The organism is Stutzerimonas stutzeri (genome assembly GCF_024448715.1).
Lineage (GTDB): Bacteria > Pseudomonadota > Gammaproteobacteria > Pseudomonadales > Pseudomonadaceae > Stutzerimonas > Stutzerimonas stutzeri_AR.
In genome coordinates this window covers 400,481-421,992 of record NZ_JAMOHZ010000005.1, presented here as the reverse complement: position 1 = coordinate 421,992, position 21,512 = coordinate 400,481, and the positions used below count along the sequence as shown (strand labels likewise).

24 protein-coding genes and 1 tRNA gene are annotated in these 21,512 nt (G+C 58.6%); 20 read left to right on the top strand and 5 right to left on the bottom strand.

Annotated features, from left to right (window positions below):
* Positions 1-7: 7 nt before the first annotated feature.
* Entirely contained in the window at positions 8-1,501 is a 1,494-nt protein-coding gene (locus NAV33_RS13835; RefSeq protein WP_255980950.1) for a leucyl aminopeptidase, read from the bottom strand.
* A 188-nt stretch (positions 1,502-1,689) separates the two neighbouring features.
* On the opposite strand from NAV33_RS13835, the gene lptF reads away from it, so the two are divergent.
* Together lptF and lptG are read left to right on the top strand one after the other, a co-directional pair.
* A complete protein-coding gene (gene lptF, locus NAV33_RS13830; protein ID WP_255980948.1) occupies positions 1,690-2,811 on the top strand; it encodes an LPS export ABC transporter permease LptF in 1,122 nt (373 codons plus the stop codon).
* The gene (lptG, locus tag NAV33_RS13825; protein WP_255980946.1) at positions 2,804-3,865 is read left to right on the top strand and encodes an LPS export ABC transporter permease LptG; all 1,062 of its coding nucleotides are present in this window, start codon (positions 2,804-2,806) and stop codon (positions 3,863-3,865) included. The genes lptF and lptG overlap by 8 nt, the downstream gene beginning before the upstream one ends.
* 104 nt (positions 3,866-3,969) lie before the next feature.
* Here the strand turns inward: lptG and NAV33_RS13820 are convergent, their stop codons facing one another.
* The 3 genes from NAV33_RS13820 to NAV33_RS13810 all read right to left on the bottom strand — a co-directional run bounded on the left by NAV33_RS13820 (position 3,970) and on the right by NAV33_RS13810 (position 5,305).
* Positions 3,970-4,467, bottom strand: coding sequence for an RDD family protein (locus NAV33_RS13820; RefSeq protein WP_255980944.1), 498 nt, complete (start codon positions 4,465-4,467; stop codon positions 3,970-3,972).
* A 95-nt stretch (positions 4,468-4,562) separates the two neighbouring features.
* The gene (locus NAV33_RS13815) at positions 4,563-4,775 is read right to left on the bottom strand and encodes a cold-shock protein (RefSeq protein WP_255980942.1); all 213 of its coding nucleotides are present in this window, start codon (positions 4,773-4,775) and stop codon (positions 4,563-4,565) included.
* Between the two features lie 443 nt (positions 4,776-5,218).
* Positions 5,219-5,305, bottom strand: a tRNA-Leu gene (locus NAV33_RS13810).
* A 117-nt stretch (positions 5,306-5,422) separates the two neighbouring features.
* On the opposite strand from NAV33_RS13810, the gene queA reads away from it, so the two are divergent.
* The 6 genes from queA to NAV33_RS13780 all read left to right on the top strand — a co-directional run bounded on the left by queA (position 5,423) and on the right by NAV33_RS13780 (position 11,444).
* A complete protein-coding gene (gene queA / locus NAV33_RS13805) occupies positions 5,423-6,472 on the top strand; it encodes a tRNA preQ1(34) S-adenosylmethionine ribosyltransferase-isomerase QueA (RefSeq protein WP_255980941.1) in 1,050 nt (349 codons plus the stop codon).
* Positions 6,473-6,486: 14 nt separating this feature from the next.
* Positions 6,487-7,602, top strand: a complete 1,116-nt coding sequence (tgt, locus tag NAV33_RS13800; protein WP_255981069.1) for a tRNA guanosine(34) transglycosylase Tgt — start codon at positions 6,487-6,489, stop codon at positions 7,600-7,602.
* Between the two features lie 40 nt (positions 7,603-7,642).
* Positions 7,643-7,972 carry a preprotein translocase subunit YajC gene (gene yajC, locus NAV33_RS13795; protein ID WP_021209500.1) on the top strand — a complete coding sequence of 110 codons (330 nt, stop codon included), beginning with the start codon at positions 7,643-7,645 and terminating at the stop codon, positions 7,970-7,972.
* A gap of 67 nt (positions 7,973-8,039) precedes the next feature.
* Positions 8,040-9,908: a protein translocase subunit SecD gene (gene secD, locus NAV33_RS13790; protein ID WP_255980938.1), complete on the top strand. Its 1,869-nt coding sequence runs from the start codon at positions 8,040-8,042 to the stop codon at positions 9,906-9,908.
* Between the two features lie 13 nt (positions 9,909-9,921).
* Complete coding sequence (gene secF, locus NAV33_RS13785; RefSeq protein WP_255981067.1) at positions 9,922-10,830, top strand: protein translocase subunit SecF; 909 nt, start codon at positions 9,922-9,924, stop codon at positions 10,828-10,830.
* Positions 10,831-10,910: 80 nt separating this feature from the next.
* On the top strand, positions 10,911-11,444 hold the full coding sequence (locus tag NAV33_RS13780) for a glycine zipper 2TM domain-containing protein (RefSeq protein WP_255980936.1): 534 nt from the start codon (positions 10,911-10,913) through the stop codon (positions 11,442-11,444).
* A gap of 41 nt (positions 11,445-11,485) precedes the next feature.
* Here the strand turns inward: NAV33_RS13780 and suhB are convergent, their stop codons facing one another.
* Complete coding sequence (suhB, locus tag NAV33_RS13775) at positions 11,486-12,301, bottom strand: inositol-phosphate phosphatase (RefSeq protein WP_255980934.1); 816 nt, start codon at positions 12,299-12,301, stop codon at positions 11,486-11,488.
* A 145-nt stretch (positions 12,302-12,446) separates the two neighbouring features.
* Here suhB and trmJ point away from each other — a divergent pair, with 145 nt between their 5' ends.
* The 12 genes from trmJ (at position 12,447) to rlmN (ending at position 21,506) form a co-directional block, all read left to right on the top strand.
* On the top strand, positions 12,447-13,223 hold the full coding sequence (trmJ, locus tag NAV33_RS13770) for a tRNA (cytosine(32)/uridine(32)-2'-O)-methyltransferase TrmJ (protein WP_255981065.1): 777 nt from the start codon (positions 12,447-12,449) through the stop codon (positions 13,221-13,223).
* Entirely contained in the window at positions 13,223-13,999 is a 777-nt protein-coding gene (gene cysE, locus NAV33_RS13765) for a serine O-acetyltransferase (RefSeq protein WP_255980932.1), read from the top strand. The genes trmJ and cysE overlap by 1 nt, the downstream gene beginning before the upstream one ends.
* A gap of 165 nt (positions 14,000-14,164) precedes the next feature.
* Positions 14,165-14,656: a Fe-S cluster assembly transcriptional regulator IscR gene (gene iscR / locus NAV33_RS13760; protein ID WP_255980930.1), complete on the top strand. Its 492-nt coding sequence runs from the start codon at positions 14,165-14,167 to the stop codon at positions 14,654-14,656.
* Between the two features lie 30 nt (positions 14,657-14,686).
* Entirely contained in the window at positions 14,687-15,901 is a 1,215-nt protein-coding gene (locus tag NAV33_RS13755; protein WP_255980928.1) for an IscS subfamily cysteine desulfurase, read from the top strand.
* Positions 15,902-15,951: 50 nt separating this feature from the next.
* On the top strand, positions 15,952-16,344 hold the full coding sequence (gene iscU, locus NAV33_RS13750; RefSeq protein ID WP_255980926.1) for a Fe-S cluster assembly scaffold IscU: 393 nt from the start codon (positions 15,952-15,954) through the stop codon (positions 16,342-16,344).
* Positions 16,345-16,355: 11 nt separating this feature from the next.
* Positions 16,356-16,679 carry an iron-sulfur cluster assembly protein IscA gene (gene iscA, locus NAV33_RS13745; protein WP_255980924.1) on the top strand — a complete coding sequence of 108 codons (324 nt, stop codon included), beginning with the start codon at positions 16,356-16,358 and terminating at the stop codon, positions 16,677-16,679.
* A 7-nt stretch (positions 16,680-16,686) separates the two neighbouring features.
* Positions 16,687-17,208, top strand: coding sequence for a co-chaperone HscB (gene hscB / locus NAV33_RS13740; protein ID WP_255980922.1), 522 nt, complete (start codon positions 16,687-16,689; stop codon positions 17,206-17,208).
* Between the two features lie 41 nt (positions 17,209-17,249).
* The gene (gene hscA, locus NAV33_RS13735; RefSeq protein WP_255980920.1) at positions 17,250-19,112 is read left to right on the top strand and encodes a Fe-S protein assembly chaperone HscA; all 1,863 of its coding nucleotides are present in this window, start codon (positions 17,250-17,252) and stop codon (positions 19,110-19,112) included.
* 5 nt (positions 19,113-19,117) lie between these two features.
* Positions 19,118-19,456: an ISC system 2Fe-2S type ferredoxin gene (gene fdx / locus NAV33_RS13730; RefSeq protein ID WP_255980918.1), complete on the top strand. Its 339-nt coding sequence runs from the start codon at positions 19,118-19,120 to the stop codon at positions 19,454-19,456.
* A gap of 14 nt (positions 19,457-19,470) precedes the next feature.
* The gene (gene iscX / locus NAV33_RS13725; protein WP_255980916.1) at positions 19,471-19,668 is read left to right on the top strand and encodes a Fe-S cluster assembly protein IscX; all 198 of its coding nucleotides are present in this window, start codon (positions 19,471-19,473) and stop codon (positions 19,666-19,668) included.
* 238 nt (positions 19,669-19,906) lie between these two features.
* Entirely contained in the window at positions 19,907-20,338 is a 432-nt protein-coding gene (gene ndk / locus NAV33_RS13720) for a nucleoside-diphosphate kinase (protein ID WP_255980914.1), read from the top strand.
* A 19-nt stretch (positions 20,339-20,357) separates the two neighbouring features.
* Positions 20,358-21,506, top strand: coding sequence for a 23S rRNA (adenine(2503)-C(2))-methyltransferase RlmN (gene rlmN / locus NAV33_RS13715; protein ID WP_255980912.1), 1,149 nt, complete (start codon positions 20,358-20,360; stop codon positions 21,504-21,506).
* Positions 21,507-21,512 lie beyond the last annotated feature (6 nt).

Below are 21,512 nucleotides of genomic sequence, written 5' to 3'. Positions count from 1 at the left end.
GCGTGCCTCATGCCTGGTCCGCTCGATCCAGTAAGTACTGAGTCAGCAGCGGTACGGGACGACCGGTCGCGCCTTTCTCCTTGCCACCGCTTATCCAGGCGGTGCCGGCGACGTCCAGGTGCGCCCAAGGATAGGCCTTGGTGAAGCGCGACAAGAAGCAGGCCGCGGTAATGGTGCCGGCCTTGGGGCCGCCGATATTGGCGATGTCGGCGAAGGGGCTGTCCAGTTGCTCCTGATATTCGTCGAACAGCGGCAGCTGCCAAGCTCGGTCGTCTGCTTTCTGGCCTGCACCCAGCACTTGTTGCAGCAGCTCGTCATTATTGCCGAGCAGGCCCGACGTGTTACTGCCCAGCGCAACGATGCAGGCGCCGGTAAGGGTGGCCACATCGATTACAGCGCGCGGCTTGAAGCGTTCGGCGTAGGTCAGGGTATCGCAGAGCACCAAACGGCCTTCGGCGTCGGTGTTGAGAATCTCGACAGTCTGGCCGCTCATGGTGGTGACGATATCGCCCGGTCGCGTGGCGTTGCCGCTGGGCATGTTCTCAGCGCAGGCGAGCAAGCCAACAAGGTTGATCGGCAGCTGCAGCTCCAGTGCGGCGCGAAAGGTGCCGAGCACGCTGGCGGCGCCACACATGTCGTACTTCATCTCGTCCATGCCCAGGCCCGGCTTGAGGCTGATGCCACCGGTATCAAAGGTGATGCCCTTGCCGACGAGCGCGTAAGGTTGGTCACCTTTCTTGCCGCCGTTGTACTGCATGACCACGATGCAGCCTGGCTGCTCGCTGCCCTGGGATACCGCGAGAAAAGAGCCGGCGCCGAGTTCGCGCAGCTTCTTCTCGTCCAGCACCTCGACTTTAAGGCCCTTGAAAGCCTTGCCAAGCTGTTTGGCCTGCTCGGCCATATAGCTCGGATGGCAGATGTTCGGCGGCAGGTTGCCAAGGTCGCGGGCGAAGCTCATGCCTGCGGTGATCGCGGCGGCGTGACGTGACGCCTGTTCGACCTGGGCTTGCTCGGCCTTATCGGCAAGCAGGGTTATCTTGCGCAACGCCGGAGCATCGCTCTTCTTGCTCTTGAACTGATCGAACACGTACTGACTATCGGCCAGCACTTCGACGAGCATGCGGGTGCGTGCGTAGGTGTCGCGGTCTTTGACCTGGACGCCTTGCACGGCGAAGGTCGCATCTGTACCGCCCAAGTCTTTGAGAACACCGAGCGCGGCACGGACGGCCTTGCGCCACTGGCGGGCATCCAGCTCACCACTCTTACCGGTGCCCACCAGCAGAACGCGCTCGGCCTTCAGGTTCGGCAGGTTATGCAGCAGCAGCGTCTGTCCCGGCTTGCCTTGCAGGTCGCCGCGCTCGAGTACGGCGGAGATGGCACCGCCACTCGCCTGGTCCACGCTTTGTGTGGTGACGTCGAGTACACGATCCTCACCGACGGCCAGAACCAGAGTGGCTGTCTTTGCCGCAGCTGCTTTTGTATTTTTTACAACAAATTCCATAGCGTCGAGTCCCCAAGACAAAGAGTCGGGTTTACAGGATAATGCCGGGCTTATTTTTCCGGTGGTTCGTCCAGCGGGGCGTTGGGAAATGCTGCGTTATTCTCCAACGTCCTGTTGCGGGCGGACCGGCTACTTGGCAGCTAGTTTGAGCGTAGCCGCCGGAGCCTGACAACCCTGGAGTGTCCGGTTTGATCGTCTTTCGTTACCTATCCCGTGAGCTTCTGGTCACCCTGAGTGCCGTTAGTGCCGTGTTGCTGGTGATCATCATGAGCGGGCGCTTTATCAAATACCTGGCGCAGGCCGCGCAGGGGCTGCTCGATCCGGGCGTGCTGCTGATGATCATGGGTTTTCGCCTGCCGGGCTTTCTCCAGCTGATCCTCCCGCTGGGCCTGTTTCTCGGCATTCTGTTGGCTTACGGTCGGCTCTACCTGGATAGCGAGATGACTGTTCTCTCCGCAACGGGTATGAGCCAGCGCCGCCTGCTGGTTTACAGCCTGGCCCCGGCCGCGCTGATTGCCGCGCTGGTTGGCTGGCTGAGTCTTGGGTTGGCACCGCAGGGTGTTGGTGAGGTCGATCGCATCCTCAATGAGCAGGATTCCCTGACCGAGTTCGATACGTTGGTGCCGGGCCGTTTCCAGACCCTGCGCGACGGCACCCGCGTGACCTATACCCGCGAGCTGACCGCAGATCGCACTGAACTCGCCGGTGTTTTCATATCCGAGACCAATCTCTCCAGCGCCACAGGCGAAAAACGCGGGCTATCCGTGCTGGTGGCAGAAAGTGGTCGCCAGGAAATCCAGCCTGACGGAAGCCGCTACCTGATTCTGGAAAATGGCTATCGCTATGACGGTAATCCTGGTCAGGCCAATTATCGGGCGATCCAGTACGACACTTACGGTGTGCTGCTGCCCAAGCCGGAAGTCAGTATCGAGCTGAGCGAGCGCGAAGCACTGCCTACTAGCGAACTGCTTGGCAGTGATGACATTCGGCTGCAGTCCGAGCTGCAATGGCGGCTGTCGTTGCCACTGCTGGTATTTATCGTCACGTTGCTGGCGGTACCGCTGTCGAAAGTGAACCCGCGTCAGGGCCGCTTTCTCAAGCTGCTACCCGCCATTCTCCTGTACATGACTTACCTGGCGTTGCTGATCGCTGCTCGTGGCTGGCTGGACAAGGGGCGAATTCCTGCGACATTGGGGCTTTGGTGGGTGCATGGACTCTTCTTTGCGATCGGGATGTTGATGCTCTATTGGGAACCGCTGAGACTCGCTATCAGCAAGCGCCGCGCGATGTCGGGGGTGGCCCATGCGTAAGCTAGATCGCTATATCGGCAGTCATGTGCTGCTGGCGATTCTGACCGTGCTCGGCATTATCGTCGGGCTTGCGCTACTGTTCGCATTTATCGACGAGCTGGGCGATGTGAAGGGCAGCTACGGCACGTTGAATGCTGCTGTCTACGTGCTGCTCACGACGCCTGCGCGAATCTACGAAATGTTGCCGATGGCGGCTTTGATTGGTTGTCTCATCGGCCTCGGCACGCTTGCCAGCAGCAGCGAACTGACCATCATGCGTGCCGCCGGCGTGTCCCTCGGGCGCATCGTGCTGGCCGTGATGAAGCCGATGCTGTTGCTGATGCTTATCGGCGTGCTGATCGGTGAGTATGTGGCGCCTTGGAGTGAAAACATCGCTCAGGCCAGTCGTTCATCGGCGCAGGGTGCAGGTGAGGCGCAAAGCAGCAAGCGCGGCCTCTGGCATCGGCAAGGCGACGAATTCGTGCATATCAACGCGGTACAGCCGAGCGGTTTGCTACTCGGCATTACCCGCTACCGCTTCGATGATCAACGGCAGCTGTTATCGGCCAGCTTCGCTCGCCGGGCGCGCTACGACGAGGACCACTGGCAGCTCAGTGATGTCGCCACAACACATTTTCGCGGCGATCACACTGAGGTGACCAAGGCTGCTGACGAGCGCTGGGATGTGCAACTGACACCGCAGCTGGTTGGCACGGTAGTGATGGAGCCTGACGCCTTGTCCATCACTGGGCTGTGGAGCTATATCCATTATCTGGGCGACCAGGGCCTGAATAACGGGCGCTATTGGCTGGCGTTCTGGAGCAAGGTGTTGCAGCCGGCAGTAACGGTGGCCTTGGTGTTGCTGGCAATCTCGTTCATCTTCGGTCCGTTGCGCTCGGTCACCCTTGGGCAGCGCATCTTTACCGGGGTCATCGTCGGCTTCGTGTTCCGCATTCTGCAGGATTTGCTAGGCCCCGCCAGCCAGGTGTTCGGCTTCTCGCCGTTGCTGGCGGTGGCGGTCCCGGCCGGTATCTGTGCGCTGGTGGGTGTCTGGTTGTTGCGGCGGGCAGGTTAAGCGAGGCAGACGACAAGCGCGCTGGAGGCTGAAGCTGGGGCGAAAGCAGCTGCGAGGAAAAGCATGGCGATCTGGCGTGAAACCGAACGCTTTCCAGCCCCAGCCTATTTCTTGTGGATGTTCTTCGGTAACTGAACGACCTGGCTCTCCGAGTAAATGTCGTGCCAGGTGCGGCGCTGCTTATCCCAAAGCATCCACCAATAGCCCAGGCCGAAGGCAAGCCAGGAGATGATGGCGATCAGGAAACGCAGCAGTGCCTGCCAGAGGTCGATGGCGCTGCCGTCAGCATTCTGGATGCGCACCCCCCAGACCTGCATGCCGAGCGTTTGACCGTTATGCGTCCAGAACTTGGCAAAGAAGCCAAACAGGCTGAACAGCAGCAGGGTAGACAGGATTGGGTCAATATCCAGTCCGCCGGTTTCTGCCAGCGCCTTGAGCCCTTCGCTGCCATAGAACAGGCGCAGTAGGACCTGCTGGTAGAACAGCGTAACCACCATCATCAGCGCGATCGAAAGAAACGAATCGTAGAAGAATGCGGCGAGTCGACGGATCAGGCCGGCGGCTGGGAACTGACCTTGTGGGTTGAGGAGGTGGTTGCGCATGGGCGTCTCGCTGAAAATGGCAGTCGCGCATTCTACGGAATCGCGCGCATAAAAAAGCCCCTGATGCTGCCATCAGGGGCTTTTCGGAGCGGGGCTTATTCCTGGACTTGAACCTGGTCAGCCTGCATGCCTTTTTGACCTTGCACAGCGATGAAGCTAACTTTCTGGCCTTCTTTCAGGCTCTTGAAGCCGTTGCCTTCGATCGCGCGGAAGTGCACGAACAGATCCGGACCGCTTTCGGGAGTGATGAAACCAAAACCTTTCTCGTCGTTAAACCACTTGACGGTACCGTTCTGACGATTCGACATAGCTTTGTGTCCTTGAAACTCAATAGTAGAAACGCCTCTGCATAGGGCAGAAAGCGGAGACTGGTTGCAAGGAGTAAAGAGTCGAGCGGGATGTAGCGGATCTGAAGATCTACTGCACCAGGTCACGATTCAACGGCGACCCATGCAAACACAGTGGGCACACTCTACGATAACTCGCCGGCCGATGCCAAGCCCTTGGAGTCATAGAATTTGCCCGCTGCAAGCGGCGCTTTTTCAGCGGATTGAAGTGTTGCGGTGTACTTTACCGATTCGCCCGGACCACCTTCGATGGTGCCAGTTGAATCGCGACGATGCCGTTTGTAGCGACGGCTTTGAGTGTCCCACCGCTACGTCGACCCGATGAAGCGTGCTGCGAAGGGTGGTGCCGCTACTGCTGTGCGGCTCCCCATACCAAAGGCTTCGGCTGCCTGTGGTGCTGATTATGGTGCCTCGAGAGAGACTCGAACTCTCACGTTGTTACCAACGGCGGATTTTGAATCCGCTGCGTCTACCGATTCCGCCATCGAGGCACAGTGGCGGCGCAGTATAGGGATGCGATACGAGGCGGTCAATCGTCTGGCGTGGTCAGATTGAGGTGTTTCCGCTAAGATTTGCGCCCCCAAAGCCCTGTGCTGATCAAATTTTCAATGCAAGTCTCCGATTTCTCCTTCCAGCTTCCCGATTCGCTGATCGCTCGTCATCCGCTGGCAGAGCGTCGCGCCAGCCGATTGCTGGTGCTCGATGGTCCGACTGGCCAGTTGGCCCATCATGGCTTCTCCGAGCTGCTCGACTATCTGCGCCCCGGCGATTTGATGATTTTCAATGATACGCGGGTCATTCCGGCGCGCCTGTTTGGACAGAAGGACACCGGTGGCAAGGTCGAGGTGCTTGTCGAGCGGGTGCTCGATGGTCGACGGGTGCTGGCGCATGTCCGTTCGAGCAAGTCGCCGAAGCCGGGAACGAGAATTCACATTGATGGTGGTGGCGAAGCGCTGATGCTGGCTCGGCATGAGGCGTTGTTCGAACTTGAGTTCGGCGAAGACGTGTTGCCGTTGCTGGATCGCGTCGGCCATATGCCGTTGCCCCCATATATTGATCGCCCGGACGAAACTGCGGATCGCGAGCGTTACCAGACGGTTTATGCGCAGCGGGCGGGTGCCGTTGCTGCGCCGACTGCGGGGCTGCATTTCGACACGGCGTTGCTGGCGGCGCTGCAGGAAAAAGGTGTGGAGCGTGCATTCGTCACGTTGCACGTGGGTGCAGGCACTTTCCAGCCGGTACGTGTCGAGCGCATCGAGGAGCACCACATGCATCGTGAATGGCTCGAGGTCAGTCAGGATGTCGTCGATGCGGTCGCGGCCTGTCGGGCCAGAGGCGGCAGGGTGGTCGCGGTAGGTACCACTAGTGTGCGGTCGCTGGAAAGCGCGGCTCGCGACGGCGTGCTCAAAGCCTTCACCGGCGATACCGACATCTTTCTTTACCCGGGCAAGCCCTTTCATGTCGTCGATGCTCTGGTCACCAATTTTCATCTGCCCGAATCGACGCTGTTAATGCTGGTTTCCGCGTTCGCGGGTTATTCGCAAACGATGGCTGCCTATGCCGAGGCTATCGCCAGGGGTTACCGGTTCTTCAGCTATGGCGATGCCATGTTTATTACGCGCAATCCGGCCCCGAGCGGCCCCGAGGATTCCCAATGAGTCGTACTTGCCACATGTCCTTCGAACTGCTCGCGACCGAGGGACGGGCGCGCCGTGGGCGCCTGACCTTTCCGCGCGGCACGGTGGAAACTCCGGCATTCATGCCGGTGGGCACCTACGGCACGGTAAAAGGCATGTTGCCTCGCGATATCGAAGCGATCGGGGCGCAGATCATCCTGGGCAACACCTTCCACCTATGGCTGCGGCCCGGGACCGAGGTGATCAAGGCGCACGGTGATCTGCATGATTTCATGCAATGGCAAGGGCCGATTCTGACCGACTCCGGTGGTTTTCAGGTGTTCAGCCTGGGGGCGATGCGCAAGATCAAGGAGGAGGGCGTCTATTTCGCCTCGCCGGTAGACGGCGCCAAGGTTTTCATGGGGCCTGAAGAGTCGATGCAGGTGCAGCGCGATCTGGGTTCCGACATCGTGATGATCTTCGATGAATGCACGCCCTATCCGGCCGACGAAGACGTCGCGCGGCGCTCGATGGAGCTGTCGCTGCGCTGGGCGCGTCGTTCCAAAGATGCTCACGGCGACAGCCCGGCGGCGCTGTTCGGTATCGTCCAGGGTGGTATGCATGAGTCGCTGCGCATGCGCTCGCTTGAAGGTCTCTGCGATATCGGTTTCGATGGTCTGGCGATCGGCGGACTCTCAGTCGGCGAGCCGAAGGAGGAAATGATTCGTGTGCTCGACTTTCTTCCGCCACAAATGCCGGCAGACAAACCGCGCTATCTGATGGGCGTAGGCAAGCCGGAAGACCTCGTTGAAGGTGTGCGCCGCGGTGTGGATATGTTCGATTGCGTGATGCCAACCCGCAACGCACGCAATGGTCATTTATTCACTGACGGTGGGGTAGTCAAGATTCGCAACGCCATGCATCGGCATGACGATTCGCCGCTGGATGCCGGTTGCGACTGTTACACCTGTAAACACTTCTCCCGCGCATACCTTCATCATCTGGACAAATGCGGCGAAATGCTGGGCAGCATGTTAAATACAATCCATAACCTGCGACATTACCAGCGGCTTATGGCTGGTTTACGCGACGCTATCCAACAGGGTACATTGGCGGCCTTTGTCGACGCCTTCTATGCCAAGCGCGGCCTGCCAACCCCGCCGCTTGCGTGACGAATCCATAACTAACTGATCTCTGCAACAGGAGTGCTACATGAGCTTTCTGATTCCCGCCGCCTACGCTCAAGAGGCTGCCGCTGGTCCCGCTGGTAGTGGTTTCGAGTGGCTGTTTCTGGTCGGCTTTCTGGTCATCTTCTATCTGATGATCTGGCGTCCGCAGGCTAAACGCGCCAAAGAGCACAAGAACCTCATCGGCGGCCTGCAGAAGGGCGACGAAGTGGTTACCTCTGGCGGCATCGCGGGCAAGGTCACCAAAGTATCCGACGACTTCGTCGTGATCGAAGTTTCCGATTCGGTGGAGCTGAAGTTCCAGAAGGTGGCGATTGCCGCAACGCTGCCCAAGGGCACGTTGAAAGCCATCTGAGCTGACTTCTACTCAACACTAACGACGGGGCGCGCAAGGCGCCCCGCGTCATTAGACGGGCTGCGTCATGCTCAATAGATTCCCCCTTTGGAAGTACCTGCTGATATTGGTCGCGCTAGGAATTGCGGTCATCTACTCGGCACCTAACCTTTACCCGGACGATCCGGCAGTTCAGATCACCGGCGCTACGACCTCGCTCGAGGTCACCGAAGCCGATCTCGATCGCGCCAGCAAGGCGCTCGTCGAGGCCGGCATTGACGTCAAGGCGACGAGTCTGGACGAGCAGGGCCGCGGCGGCCTGTTGCGACTGACCGATCAGGACGACCAGCTGCCGGCCAAGGATGTGGTTCGTCGTGCGCTGGGCGATGCTTACGTGGTTGCGCTCAATCTGGCGCCCACTACGCCCGATTGGTTGCGCAACTTGGGCGCGAGCCCGATGAAGCTGGGGTTGGACCTGTCCGGCGGCGTGCACTTTTTGCTCGAAGTCGACATGGACAAGGCCATCGAGACGCGCCTCAACGTCTATGAAGGCGAGGTCAAGAGTCTGCTGCGCAAAGAACGCGTGCGTTATCGCAGTCTTCCCCAGGCACCCAACGCGGTGCAGCTCGGTTTCGCCGATGAGGCGACCCTATCGGCGGCTCAGTCGCTGATCCGTAAGAATTTCAACGATTTCGACCTAACCTCCACCGAGCGCAATGGCCAGCAAGTGCTACGCCTGGCTATCACCGAAGCCAAGCTGGCTGAGATTCGTGAGTACTCGATCAAGCAGAACCTGACGACCGTCCGTAATCGGGTCAATGAATTGGGTGTCTCCGAGCCCCTGGTTCAGCGTCAAGGTGCTAACCGCATCGTTGTCGAACTGCCGGGCGTACAGGACACTGCAGAAGCCAAGCGTATTCTAGGCAAGACCGCGAATCTGGAGTTCCGCCTCGCTGCCGAGCCCGATGCGCCGCGCGCGACGACCGAAACCTTCGAGTTCCGTCAGGAGGGCCGTCCGCCTGTTCAATTGGAGCGCAGTCTGATCATCACCGGTGATCAAGTCACCGACGCTCAGGCCAGCTACGACGAGAATGGTCGCCCGCAGGTTAACATCCGCCTGGATGGTCATGGCGGCGATCTGATGAATCGCGCCACGCGCAACAACGTCGGCCGCAGCATGGCGGTAATCTTTATCGAGCAGCGTCCGACCACGCGTTACGTCAAGCAGATGGTCGACGGCGTCGAGCAAGAAGTGCGCGTCGAGACCTTCCAGGAAGAGAAGAAGATCATCAGCCTGGCGACCATTCAATCACCGCTGGGCAGTCAGTTCCGTATCACTGGTCTCGATGGCCAAGGCGAGTCCTCCGAGCTGGCGCTGCTGCTTCGTGCTGGTGGGCTTGCAGCGCCTATGTACTTTGCCGAAGAGCGCACCATTGGACCAAGCCTTGGTGCGGAGAACATCAAGCTCGGCGTTGAAGCTGCAATGTGGGGCTTTCTCTTCGTCGCGGTTTTCATGGTGCTGATCTACAAGTTCTTCGGTGTTCTGGCGACCGTTGCGCTGATGTTCAATATGGTTGTGCTGACCGCGTTGATGTCACTGCTGGGTGCGACTCTGACATTGCCGGGTATCGCCGGTATCGTGCTCACCATGGGTATGGCGGTGGACGCCAACGTGCTTATTTTCTCTCGTATAAGGGAGGAGATAGCCAACGGCATGTCGATCCAGCGAGCTATTCACGAAGGTTTCGATCGGGCGTTCTCGGCGATTGTCGACGGAAACCTGACCACATTGCTGGTTGGGGGCATTCTGTTTGCCATGGGCACCGGTCCGATCAAAGGTTTTGCTGTCACGCTTTCACTCGGGATTCTGACTTCCATGTTCACTGCAATCATCGTGACCCGTGCCATGGTCAATCTGATCTACGGTGGCCGCGATCTCAAGAAATTGTGGATTTAAGGGGCTTAGCACGATGAAACGCGTAATCAACTTCATGGGCGTTCGCCATGTGGCGTTTGCTCTGACTGTGCTGCTCACGCTTGCTTCGCTCGGTAGCCTAGCGGTAAAGGGGCTGAACTTTGGCCTGGATTTCACCGGTGGAACGTTGATCGAGCTCTCGTACGAGCAGCCGGTGGCCTTGGAAGAGGTGCGGACGCAGCTTTCCCGTTCCGGCTACGAGGACGCTGTAGTGCAGAGCTTCGGTGCTACGACCGACGTACTGGTGCGGATGCCGGGCGACGATCCATTGTTGGGCGAACGTATCGCTGAGGCGTTGCGTGGTGATGAGGCCGCCGGCGCAATTACGGTCAAGCGCGCCGAGTTTGTCGGTCCGGCTGTGGGCGAGGAGTTACGCGATCAGGGCGGGCTGGGCATGTTGCTCGCCCTTGGCGGTATTCTCGTCTACGTCGCCTTTCGCTTTCAATGGAAGTTTGGCTTCGGAGCCGTGCTGTCGCTGTTTCACGATGTGATCGTAGTGCTGGGGGTTTTTTCGTTTTTCGAGATTTCTTTCGATCTGACGGTACTCGCCGCAGTGCTCGCGGTCATCGGATACTCGCTCAACGACACCATCGTGATATTTGACCGCATACGGGAAAACTTCCGGCTGCTGCGCAAGGCCGAGTTGATCGAAAACATCAACATCTCCACCACTCAGACCTTGCTTCGAACGTTAGCGACGTCGGTCTCCACCTTGTTGGCGGTTTTGGCGTTGATGGTGTTCGGTGGCGAAAACCTGTGGGGCTTCTCGCTGGCGCTGATCATTGGAGTTGGGGCGGGAACTTATTCGTCTGTTTATGTCGCCAGCATCTTCCTCATCTGGCTCAAGCTTAGTCGCGATGATCTGATTCCGCCTGTTGTCGAAGAGGTCGACGAGCGTCCCTGAGTGGTTTTTGAACTTCTGATGGACTGATTGGTCGAATTGCGCCGCAGCGGGCTTTTGTCCGTCAGAAGAAGGAAGACTCAGTGAATAAGTCAATGCTGGTTGGTGCCGTTCTTGGGGCCGTAATAGTCACCGCGGGTGGTGCATTCGCTACCTATACGATGGTTGGTCGAGGACCGCAGTTCGCCGAAGTGCTGGCGGTCGAGCCAATCAAGGAAACCATCAAGACACCTCGTGAGGTCTGCAAAGAGGTGACAGTTACACGGCAGAAGCCCGTGCAGGATACCAATCGAATTGCCGGTACGGCGGTAGGTGCGGTCGTAGGTGGCTTGCTCGGTAACCAGATCGGTGGCGGTAATGGCAAGAAAATCGCCACGGTTGCCGGTGCGGTAGGTGGCGGTTATGCCGGTAATCAGGTGCAGGGCCGGATGCAGGCGAATGATACCTACACCACCACCGAAACTCGCTGCAATACCGTGACAGACAGCCACGACAATATCGTCGGCTATGACGTCAAATACGATCTGGATGGCGAAATCGGTCGCGTTCGGATGGATCGGGATCCGGGTGACAGGATTCCGTTTCGTGATGGACAGCTGGTGCTGACGCAGCAGTGAGCTGGTATAAAAAACGCCCATCTGGGCGTTTTTTTTGCTTCCTAGCGCTTCAGTGAAGGTGTCAAGTGCGGCTGGATTGCAGTCAGTACAGCCTTGAAGCATTTGGTGTTGCCAGCGACGATCTGGCCTTTTTCGAGGAAGTCGTGGCTACCGCTGAAGTCGCTGACCAGGCCGCCCGCCTCCTGAATCAGTAGCGCACCGGCGGCCATGTCCCATTCGGAAAGTCCGAACTCCCAGAAGGCGTCGTAACGACCAGCGGCGACATAGGCAAGATCCAGGCTTGCCGCGCCAGCGCGACGCAAGCCTGCGGTCTGGCCAACCAGGCTGCGGAACATGCTGAGGTAGCTGTCCAGGTTGTCCATCTGTCCATCACGGAACGGAAAGCCGGTGCCGAGCAGGGCGCCTTCAAGGCTTTTACGCGTGCCTACACGCAGGCGGCGACCGTTGAGTGCGGCACCGCGGCCGCGGCTCGCAGTGAATTCTTCCTGGCGCACCGGGTCGAGGACCACGGCATGCTCGAGACGGCCGCGATATTTGCAGGCGATGCTCACTGCATAATGCGGGACGCCACGCAGAAAGTTGGTGGTGCCATCCAGCGGGTCGATTACCCATAGATAGTCTGCACCGTCTCCGCTGCCCTCCAATAGGCCGCCTTCCTCACCAAGAATGCCGTGGTTCGGATAGGCCTTGCGCAGCGCCGCAATGATCAATTGCTCCGCGGTGCGATCGATTTCGGAGACGTAATCACGCGCGTCCTTTTCGCTAACCGAGATCACGTCCAGGCGCTCGGTGGAACGAACAATCATTTCGCCGGCGCTACGGGCGGCGCGCAGCGCGATATTCAGCATGGGCTGCATCGATCAAATACCTGGTCGTTTAAAGAAAGCCGGCAATTCTATCAGAAAGCTTGTCGGATGTTGCGCTGGAGTCGTCGGGACGGCCAATAGCGAAGGCGCGGGCGCTTCCTGTAAGCTTTCGTTTTGTTTTCCTACGAGAAAGACAGTGTCGCTTCAGAACATTCGTGTGGTATTGGTCAATACCAGTCACGCCGGCAACATCGGTGGCGCGGCCAGGGCTATGAAAAATATGGGGTTGTCCCGGTTGGTTCTGGTGGACCCAGAGGATTTCCCTAGCCCGAATGCCATTGCGCGCGCATCTGGCGCGACGGATATTCTCGATTCGGCGCAGGTAGTGGCGACGCTTGAAGAGGCCTTGGTGGGTTGCAATCTAGTATTGGGCACCAGTGCCCGTGATCGGCGCATACCCTGGCCGCTGTTGGATCCGCGTGAAACCGGTTCGGTCTGCTTGGAGCAGGTCGAGCGGGGCGGCGAGGTCGCATTGGTGTTCGGGCGCGAGTATGCCGGGCTGACCAATGAGGAGCTTCAGCGTTGTCAGTATCATGTGCACATTCCGTCCGATCCGAATTTCAGTTCGCTGAATCTGGCTGCGGCGGTTCAGGTGCTTGCCTACGAGGTGCGTATGGCATGGTTGGCGGCGAGCGGCCAGCCGAGCAAGATAGAGAGGCTTGAAACCACCTCAATGCTCAATGCGCAGCCGGTAACTGCGGACGAGCTCGAGCATTACTATGGACATCTTGAGCAGACGCTAATCGATATAGGTTTTCTCGACCCTGAGAAACCCCGGCACCTGATGCCGCGACTGCGCAGGCTCTACGGTCGCAGCGGTATAAGCAGGCTGGAGATGAACATCCTGCGCGGAATTCTTACCGAAACCCAGAAAGCCGTCCGCGGCGAACCCCATAAGCGGAGATCAGATTGATGTTCGAACGCATGCGCGAAGATATCCAGAGCGTCTTTCATCGCGATCCGGCAGCGCGTAATGCGTTCGAGGTAGTCACCTGCTATCCAGGTCTGCACGCTGTCTGGTTTCACCGGGTTTCCCATTGGTTGTGGGTAAGCGATTGCAAATGGTTGGCGCGGATGACGTCGAATTTGGCGCGCTGGCTAACCGGGATCGAGATCCATCCGGGGGCGCAGATCGGTCGGCGTTTCTTTATCGATCACGGGATGGGCATCGTCATCGGCGAGACCGCCCAAATCGGTGACGATGTGACGCTTTATCATGGGGTGACCCTGGGTGGCACCAGCTGGAACAAGGGTAAGCGCCACCCCACGCTCGAAGATGGTGTGATCGTTGGTGCGGGGGCGAAGATTCTTGGCCCGTTCACGGTCGGCGCAGGGGCTAAGGTCGGCTCCAATGCGGTCGTTACCCGGGCGATTCCGGCTGGCGCTACTGCTGTCGGGATTCCAGGTCGCGTTATCGTCAAGTCGGACGACGTTCAGGAAGCCAAGCGCAAGGCTATCGCCGAAAAGATCGGCTTCGATGCCTACGGCGTGACCGAAGACATGCCCGACCCGGTGGCGCGGGCCATTGGCCAGCTGCTCGATCACGTCCAGGCTGTCGAGGAGCGTATGGAAGGTATGTGCAAGGCATTGACGGCGCTAGGCAGCGACTACTGTGCGAAGAAAATGCCTGAGTTGCGCGAAGAGGATTTTGCCGAGATTAAGGACGGCGGTGACGAGGCGCGTCCCTGAGTGCGGCCGGCCAACCGGGCTGCTATTATGCGTGCCGCCCGCTGATCGCTGCTGCGTCTTTCCCTCTTACGCTGCTATGTCCGAGCGCTTTAATAGGTCTTATAGTTGATCTAAATACTCGGGTATTGCATACTTGCATCAAACCATGATGCTTGGTGCAAACCGATGCGATTGACTACTAAAGGCCGTTACGCCGTCACTGCGATGCTCGACCTTGCGCTCCATGCGCAACACGGGCCGGTATCCCTTGCGGATATTTCCGAGCGGCAAGGCATCTCGCTTTCCTATCTCGAACAGCTATTCGCCAAACTGCGCCGTGGCAGTCTGGTGACAAGCGTTCGCGGGCCGGGCGGGGGCTACCAGCTCTCTCGAGAGATGGCTGGTATTCAAGTGGCCCAAGTCATTGATGCGGTCAACGAGTCAGTCGATGCCACTCGCTGTCAGGGATTGGGCGACTGTCATTCGGGTGATACCTGTCTGACCCATCATTTATGGTGCGATTTGAGCCAGCAGATTCACGAATTTCTAAGCGGTATCAGTCTGGCGGATCTGGTGATGCGCCGCGAGGTTCAGGAGGTTGCACTGCGCCAGGATATGCGCCGCGCCAATGGCCAGACTCCGCGACTGGATAAGATCGAAGCGTCCGCCGTTGAATGAGCGGGACGACTGCCTGATAGGAGATACCTGATGAAGTTGCCGATTTACCTGGACTACTCTGCTACCACACCGGTCGATCCTCGCGTTGCCGAGAAAATGGTCGAGTGCCTTACCGCCGAAGGTAACTTCGGTAATCCGGCTTCGCGCTCTCACGCATTTGGTTGGAAGGCGGAAGAAGCCGTTGAGAATGCCCGTCGCCAGGTTGCAGAGCTGGTCAATGCAGATCCTCGCGAAATCGTCTGGACCTCTGGTGCGACCGAGTCGGACAACTTGGCGATCAAAGGGGTCGCGCATTTCTATGCGTCGAAGGGTAAACACATCATCACCAGCAAGATCGAGCATAAAGCCGTTCTTGATACGACCCGTCAGCTCGAGCGTGAAGGGTTCGAAGTTACGTACATTGAGCCGGGCGAAGACGGCGTAATCACTCCGGCAATGGTCGAAGCGGCCATGCGCGATGACACTGTGCTGGTCTCCATCATGCATGTGAATAACGAGATCGGAACGATCAACGATATCGCCGCTATCGGTGAGCTCACTCGCTCCCGTGGCGTGCTGTTCCATGTCGACGCCGCTCAGTCCACCGGCAAAGTCGAGATCGATCTGGAGGCGATGAAGGTCGATCTGATGTCGTTCTCGGCACACAAGACTTACGGCCCCAAAGGCGTCGGCGCGCTCTATGTCCGCCGCAAGCCGCGGGTGCGTCTGGAAGCGCAGATGCACGGTGGTGGCCATGAGCGCGGTATGCGTTCGGGTACGCTGGCAGCGCATCAGTCGGTAGGCATGGGTGAAGCGTTCCGTATCGCCAAGGAAGAAATGGCGGCAGAGAACGAGCGAATCCGCTCGCTGCGCGATCGCTTCTTCAAGCAGGTCGAGCATCTCGAAGAGCTCTACGTGAACGGCAGCATGACGTCCCGCGTTCCGCACAACCTGAACTTGAGCTTCAACTACGTGGAAGGCGAGTCGCTGATCATGGCGCTCAAGGACTTGGCGGTTTCTTCGGGTTCGGCCTGCACCTCCGCTTCGCTGGAGCCGTCCTACGTACTCCGAGCGCTGGGTCGCAATGACGAACTGGCACACAGCTCGATCCGTTTCACTTTCGGCCGCTTCACTACCGAAGAAGAAGTCGACTACGCCGCGCAGAAGGTCAGCGAGGCGGTAACGAAATTGCGTGAGCTTTCACCCTTGTGGGACATGTTCAAGGATGGCGTCGATATCTCGCAGGTCGAGTGGGCAGCCCACTGACCCAATGAGTCGTCGAGTTCCGCATAGCCTGATTCAATGAGGATTGCACCATGGCATACAGTGACAAGGTCATTGACCATTACGAAAATCCCCGCAACGTCGGCAAGTTCGACGCTGAGGATCCTTCCATCGGCACCGGCATGGTCGGCGCCCCGGCCTGCGGCGATGTGATGCGTTTGCAGATCAAGGTCAACGAGCAGGGCATCATCGAAGACGCCAAGTTCAAGACTTACGGTTGCGGTTCGGCCATCGCCTCCAGCTCCCTCGCTACTGAGTGGATGAAGGGCAAGACGCTGGAGGAGGCTGAAACCATCAAGAACACTCAGCTGGCCGAAGAATTGGCACTGCCACCAGTGAAGATCCACTGCTCGGTATTAGCAGAGGATGCCATCAAGGCGGCCGTTCGCGATTATCGCGAGAAAAAAGGGTTGCCACAGGTCTGAAGGAGGTATCGATGGCTATCAGCATGACGACCGCTGCCGCCGATCACGTGCGCCGCTCCCTCGATGGGCGCGGCAAGGGTCTTGGCGTCCGGTTGGGCGTACGCACCACAGGCTGTTCCGGTTTGGCGTACGTGCTCGAATTCGTTGATGAGGCGGCCGCTGAGGATTCAATCTTCGACAATCACGGCGTCAAGGTCATCATCGATCCGAAGAGCCTGGTTTACCTCGACGGAACCGAGCTCGACTTCGTGCGTGAGGGGCTGAACGAAGGCTTCAAGTTCAACAACCCCAACGTTCGTGGCGAGTGCGGCTGCGGCGAAAGCTTCAACATCTGAGGACGCTGTGGGAATTCCCTGTCATTACGCGTTGTTCGAGCTTCAGCCTGCCTTCGACGTCGATCTCGACATGTTGTCGGGCCGTTATCGCGAGTTGGCGCGCAAAGTCCATCCCGATCGGTTTGCCGACGCGGGCGAAACTGAGCAGCGCCATGCAATCGAGCGTTCGGCAAATCTGAACGAGGCCTATCAGACCTTGAAGAGCCCGTCGCGTCGAGCCCGGTATTTGCTGACGCTGCAAGGGCGAGAGATGCCGCTGGAGGCGACCGTTCAGGACCCCGCCTTCCTTATGCAGCAGATGCACTGGCGAGAAGAACTGGAAGAGCTACATGACGAGGCGAATATCGCTGGCGTCGCGGTCTTCAAGGCTCGCCTCAAAGTTGCTCAGCAGGACCTCAACGATTCGTTCTCCCGCGTATGGCAGGACGAGACGCAGCGAGAGCAGGCGGAGCGGTTGGTGCGTCGGATGCAGTTCCTCGACAAGCTGTCCCAGGAAGTGCGCCAATTGGAAGAGCGCCTCGACGATTAACCCTGCGTAGCGCCACACGCTGCGCCCGACATCAGACAGACATGGCCTTACTTCAGATAGCTGAGCCCGGACAAAGCCCGCAACCTCACCAGCGTCGCCTGGCGGTTGGTATCGATTTGGGCACTACCAATTCACTTGTTGCAGCGTTGCGCAGCGGTATCACGGCGCCGCTGGCTGACAGCGATGGTGAAGTTATTCTGCCTTCCGCGGTGCGCTATCACGCTGACCGTGTCGAGGTTGGCGGCGGCGCCAAGCGGGCTGCCGCTATCGATCCGCTGAATACCGTCATCTCGGTAAAGCGCCTCATGGGGCGTGGTGTCGGTGACGTGAAGCAACTGGGCGGACAACTGCCTTATCGGTTCAGCGAAGGGCAGTCGCAAATGCCATTCATCGAGACGGTACAGGGCGCCAAGAGTCCGGTGGAGATTTCCGCCGAGATCCTTCGTGCGTTGCGCGAGCGTGCCGAAGCGGTGCTGGGCGGCGAGCTGGTCGGCGCTGTGATTACGGTACCGGCATACTTCGACGATGCCCAGCGACAGGCGACCAAGGATGCTGCACGACTGGCGAACCTCAACGTGCTGCGTCTGCTCAATGAGCCCACTGCCGCTGCCGTCGCCTATGGTCTGGACCGTCAGGCCGAAGGTGTTGTAGCGATCTACGACCTGGGTGGCGGAACCTTTGATATCTCTATCCTGCGCTTGACGAAGGGCGTGTTCGAGGTGCTGGCCACGGGTGGTGACACGGCTCTCGGTGGCGATGATTTCGATCATGCGATTGCGGGCTGGGTGCTGGCTCAGGCAGGGGCTTGCGCTGACCTCGATCCGGGTGCTCAGCGCGAGGTGCTGAAGATCGCCTGCGACGCCAAGGAACAGCTTAGTAATGCAGAGTCCGTCGAGGTGCGTTATGCCGGTTGGCAGGGCGTTCTGACACGCACTGCATTCAACGAGCTCATTGATCCGATGATCGCTCGCAGCCTCAAGTCCTGTCGACGGGCATTGCGTGATTCGGCTGTTGAGCTGGAAGAAGTTCATGCCGTGGTGATGGTTGGTGGCTCCACGCGGGTGCCGCGGGTCCGAGAGTTGGTTGGTGAGATGTTCGGAAGACAGCCGCTTACGGATATCGACCCCGATCAGGTCGTCGCCATTGGTGCGGCCATTCAAGCCGAGACCCTTGCTGGCAACAATCGCGATGGCGAAGAGCTGCTGCTGCTCGATGTGATTCCGCTGTCGCTGGGGCTGGAAACCATGGGCGGTTTGATGGAGAAAATCATTCCGCGCAACACCACCATCCCGGTCGCGCGCGCGCAGGATTTCACCACCTACAAGGATGGTCAGTCGGCCATGATGATCCACGTGCTGCAAGGCGAACGCGAGCTCATCACCGACTGTCGATCACTGGCTCGCTTCGAGTTGCGTGGCATTCCGTCTATGGTCGCCGGTGCGGCGAAGATTCGCGTCACCTTTCAGGTCGATGCTGACGGCCTTCTTAGCGTCTCTGCCCGTGAGCTCGCATCCGGCGTCGAATCGAGCATTCAAGTGAAGCCGTCCTACGGCCTGACTGATGGCGAGATTGCTCGCATGCTCGAAGATTCGTTCCATAAGGCTAGCGAAGACAAGGCAGCCCGTGCGTTGCGCGAACAGCTGGTCGATGGGCAGCGCTTGCTCGAGGCGGTGGAGGCTGCCCTGGAGGCGGATGGCGAGCGTTTGCTCAGCACAGAAGAGCGCATAGCTATCGAGTCGCAGATGCAGGCGCTGCGTGAGCTACTCGGCGGTCAGGATGGTGTTGCCGTCGAGCGTCAGGTCAAGCGCCTGAGCCAGATTACCGACGCCTTTGCTGCGCGCCGGCTAGATTCCACTGTCAAGGCCGCACTGGCCGGACGGCGGCTTAATGATATTGAGGAATGACCCAGATGCCGCAGATTGTTTTCCTGCCTCACGTCGACCACTGCCCGGAGGGAGCGGTCGTCGAAGCGCAGCCCGGTGAAACGGTGCTTGATGCCGCGCTGCGTAACGGTATCGATATCGAGCATGCGTGTGAAAAATCTTGTGCCTGTACTACTTGTCACATCGTGGTTCGAGAGGGTTTCGCTTCGCTGGAAGCGTCCGATGAGTTGGAAGATGACATGCTGGATAAAGCGTGGGGGCTCGAGCCTACGTCACGACTTTCCTGCCAGGCTGCGGTTGCGGATGTCGATCTAGTGGTCGAGATTCCCAAGTACACGATCAATCAAGTTTCTGAAGGCCATTGAAGGCGAGGTTATGCATGACGCTTAAATGGGCCGATGTGCTGGACATCGCGATCGAACTTGCCGAGCGCAAGCCGGACGTTGATCCCCGCTACGTGAACTTTGTCGAATTACACCGCTGGGTAGTGGAGCTGCCAGAATTCTCCGACGATCCGACGCGCGGTGGTGAAAAGGTTCTGGAGGCCATTCAGGCGGCCTGGATCGAAGAGGTCTAGAAGAGCAGCGGCAAGTGTAAGCCTTGGGTAGGGTGGGCTTCAGCGCACCTGCATCGCCACCGGCAGGGCTCTGGTGGGCTGAAGCCCACCCTGCGGTACTTGAGGTTTGGCCGTCCAGCCTTCATCGCTTCTATCGTCTGCCTGCCCCTCAGGCTGCTCTTATATTTTTCTTCCCGACCCGCGTATAATTCGCGGGTTTACTTGTTTGCTTTAACTTATCGATTTTCTGGAGTTTCAAATGGCCCTGCAACGCACTTTCTCCATCATCAAGCCTGACGCTGTCGCCAAGAATGTTATCGGCGAAATCACTTCTCGTTTCGAGAAAGCCGGACTGCGTATCGTCGCTTCGAAGATGGTCCAGCTGTCCGAGCGTGAGGCTGGCGGTTTCTATGCTGAGCACAGCGAGCGCGGCTTCTTCAAGGATCTGGTCGCTTTCATGGTTTCCGGTCCGGTCATCGTTCAGGTTCTGGAGGGCGAAGACGCCATCGCTAAGAACCGTGAGCTGATGGGCGCTACCAATCCGAAGGAAGCTGCTCCAGGCACCATCCGTGCCGATTTCGCCGTCTCCATCGACGAGAACGCTGTTCACGGTTCCGACTCCGAAGCGTCCGCTGCTCGCGAAATCGCTTACTTCTTCTCTGCCACCGAAGTGTGCGCCCGCATTCGCTGATCAGGCGAAGGTGAATCCGATGACTGCTACGACCGGTAAAGTGAATCTGCTGGGGCTGACCCAGCCTCAGTTGGAAAGCTTCTTCGATTCAATAGGGGAGAAGCGCTTTCGTGCCGGCCAGGTCATGAAGTGGATTCACCATTTTGGCGTTGATGATTTCGATGCCATGAGCAATATCGGTAAGGCCTTGCGCGAAAAGCTCAAGGCCTCCGCCGAGATCCGTGGCCCCGAGATCGTCAGTGAGGACATTTCCACCGACGGCACCCGCAAATGGGTGGTGCGCGTGGCTTCGGGCAGCTGCGTGGAAACCGTATATATCCCTCAGGGGGGGCGCGGCACGCTTTGTGTTTCTTCCCAGGCTGGTTGTGCGTTGGATTGCAGTTTCTGCTCCACCGGCAAACAGGGCTTCAACAGCAATCTCACCGCAGCTGAAGTGATCGGCCAAGTGTGGATTGCCAATAAATCGTTCGGCACTATTCCGGCCAAAGTTGATCGCGCCATCACTAACGTGGTCATGATGGGCATGGGTGAGCCGTTGCTGAATTTCGATAATGTCGTCGCTGCGATGCAGATCATGATGGACGACCTCGGGTACGGTATCTCCAAACGCAAGGTGACGCTGTCGACCTCTGGCGTCGTGCCGATGATCGACGAGCTATCGAAGGTTATCGATGTATCGCTGGCGCTGTCGCTACACGCACCGAACGATGCGTTGCGTGACCAGTTGGTGCCGATTAACAAGAAGTATCCGTTGGAGATGCTGCTCGCTGCATGTCAGCGCTATATCTCCAATCTGGGTGAAAAGCGGGTTCTCACCATCGAATACACGCTCTTGCAGGGTATCAATGATCAACCCGAGCATGCCGAGCAGATGATCGCGCTGCTGGCGAAAATTCCTTGCAAGATCAATCTGATTCCCTTCAATCCATTCCCGCATTCCGGATATGAGCGGCCAAGCAACAATGCTATCCGTCGTTTTCAGGACATCCTTCACAAAGCCGGGCACAATGTGACGGTGCGTACCACTCGTGGCGAGGATATCGATGCAGCCTGCGGCCAACTGGTTGGGCAGGTGATGGATCGCACACGCCGAAGCGAGCGTTACATCGCAGTGCGTGAATTGCAATCCGAGCCAGGTACGGCATCCATTGCTACGAACCGTTCCTGAGGGGGA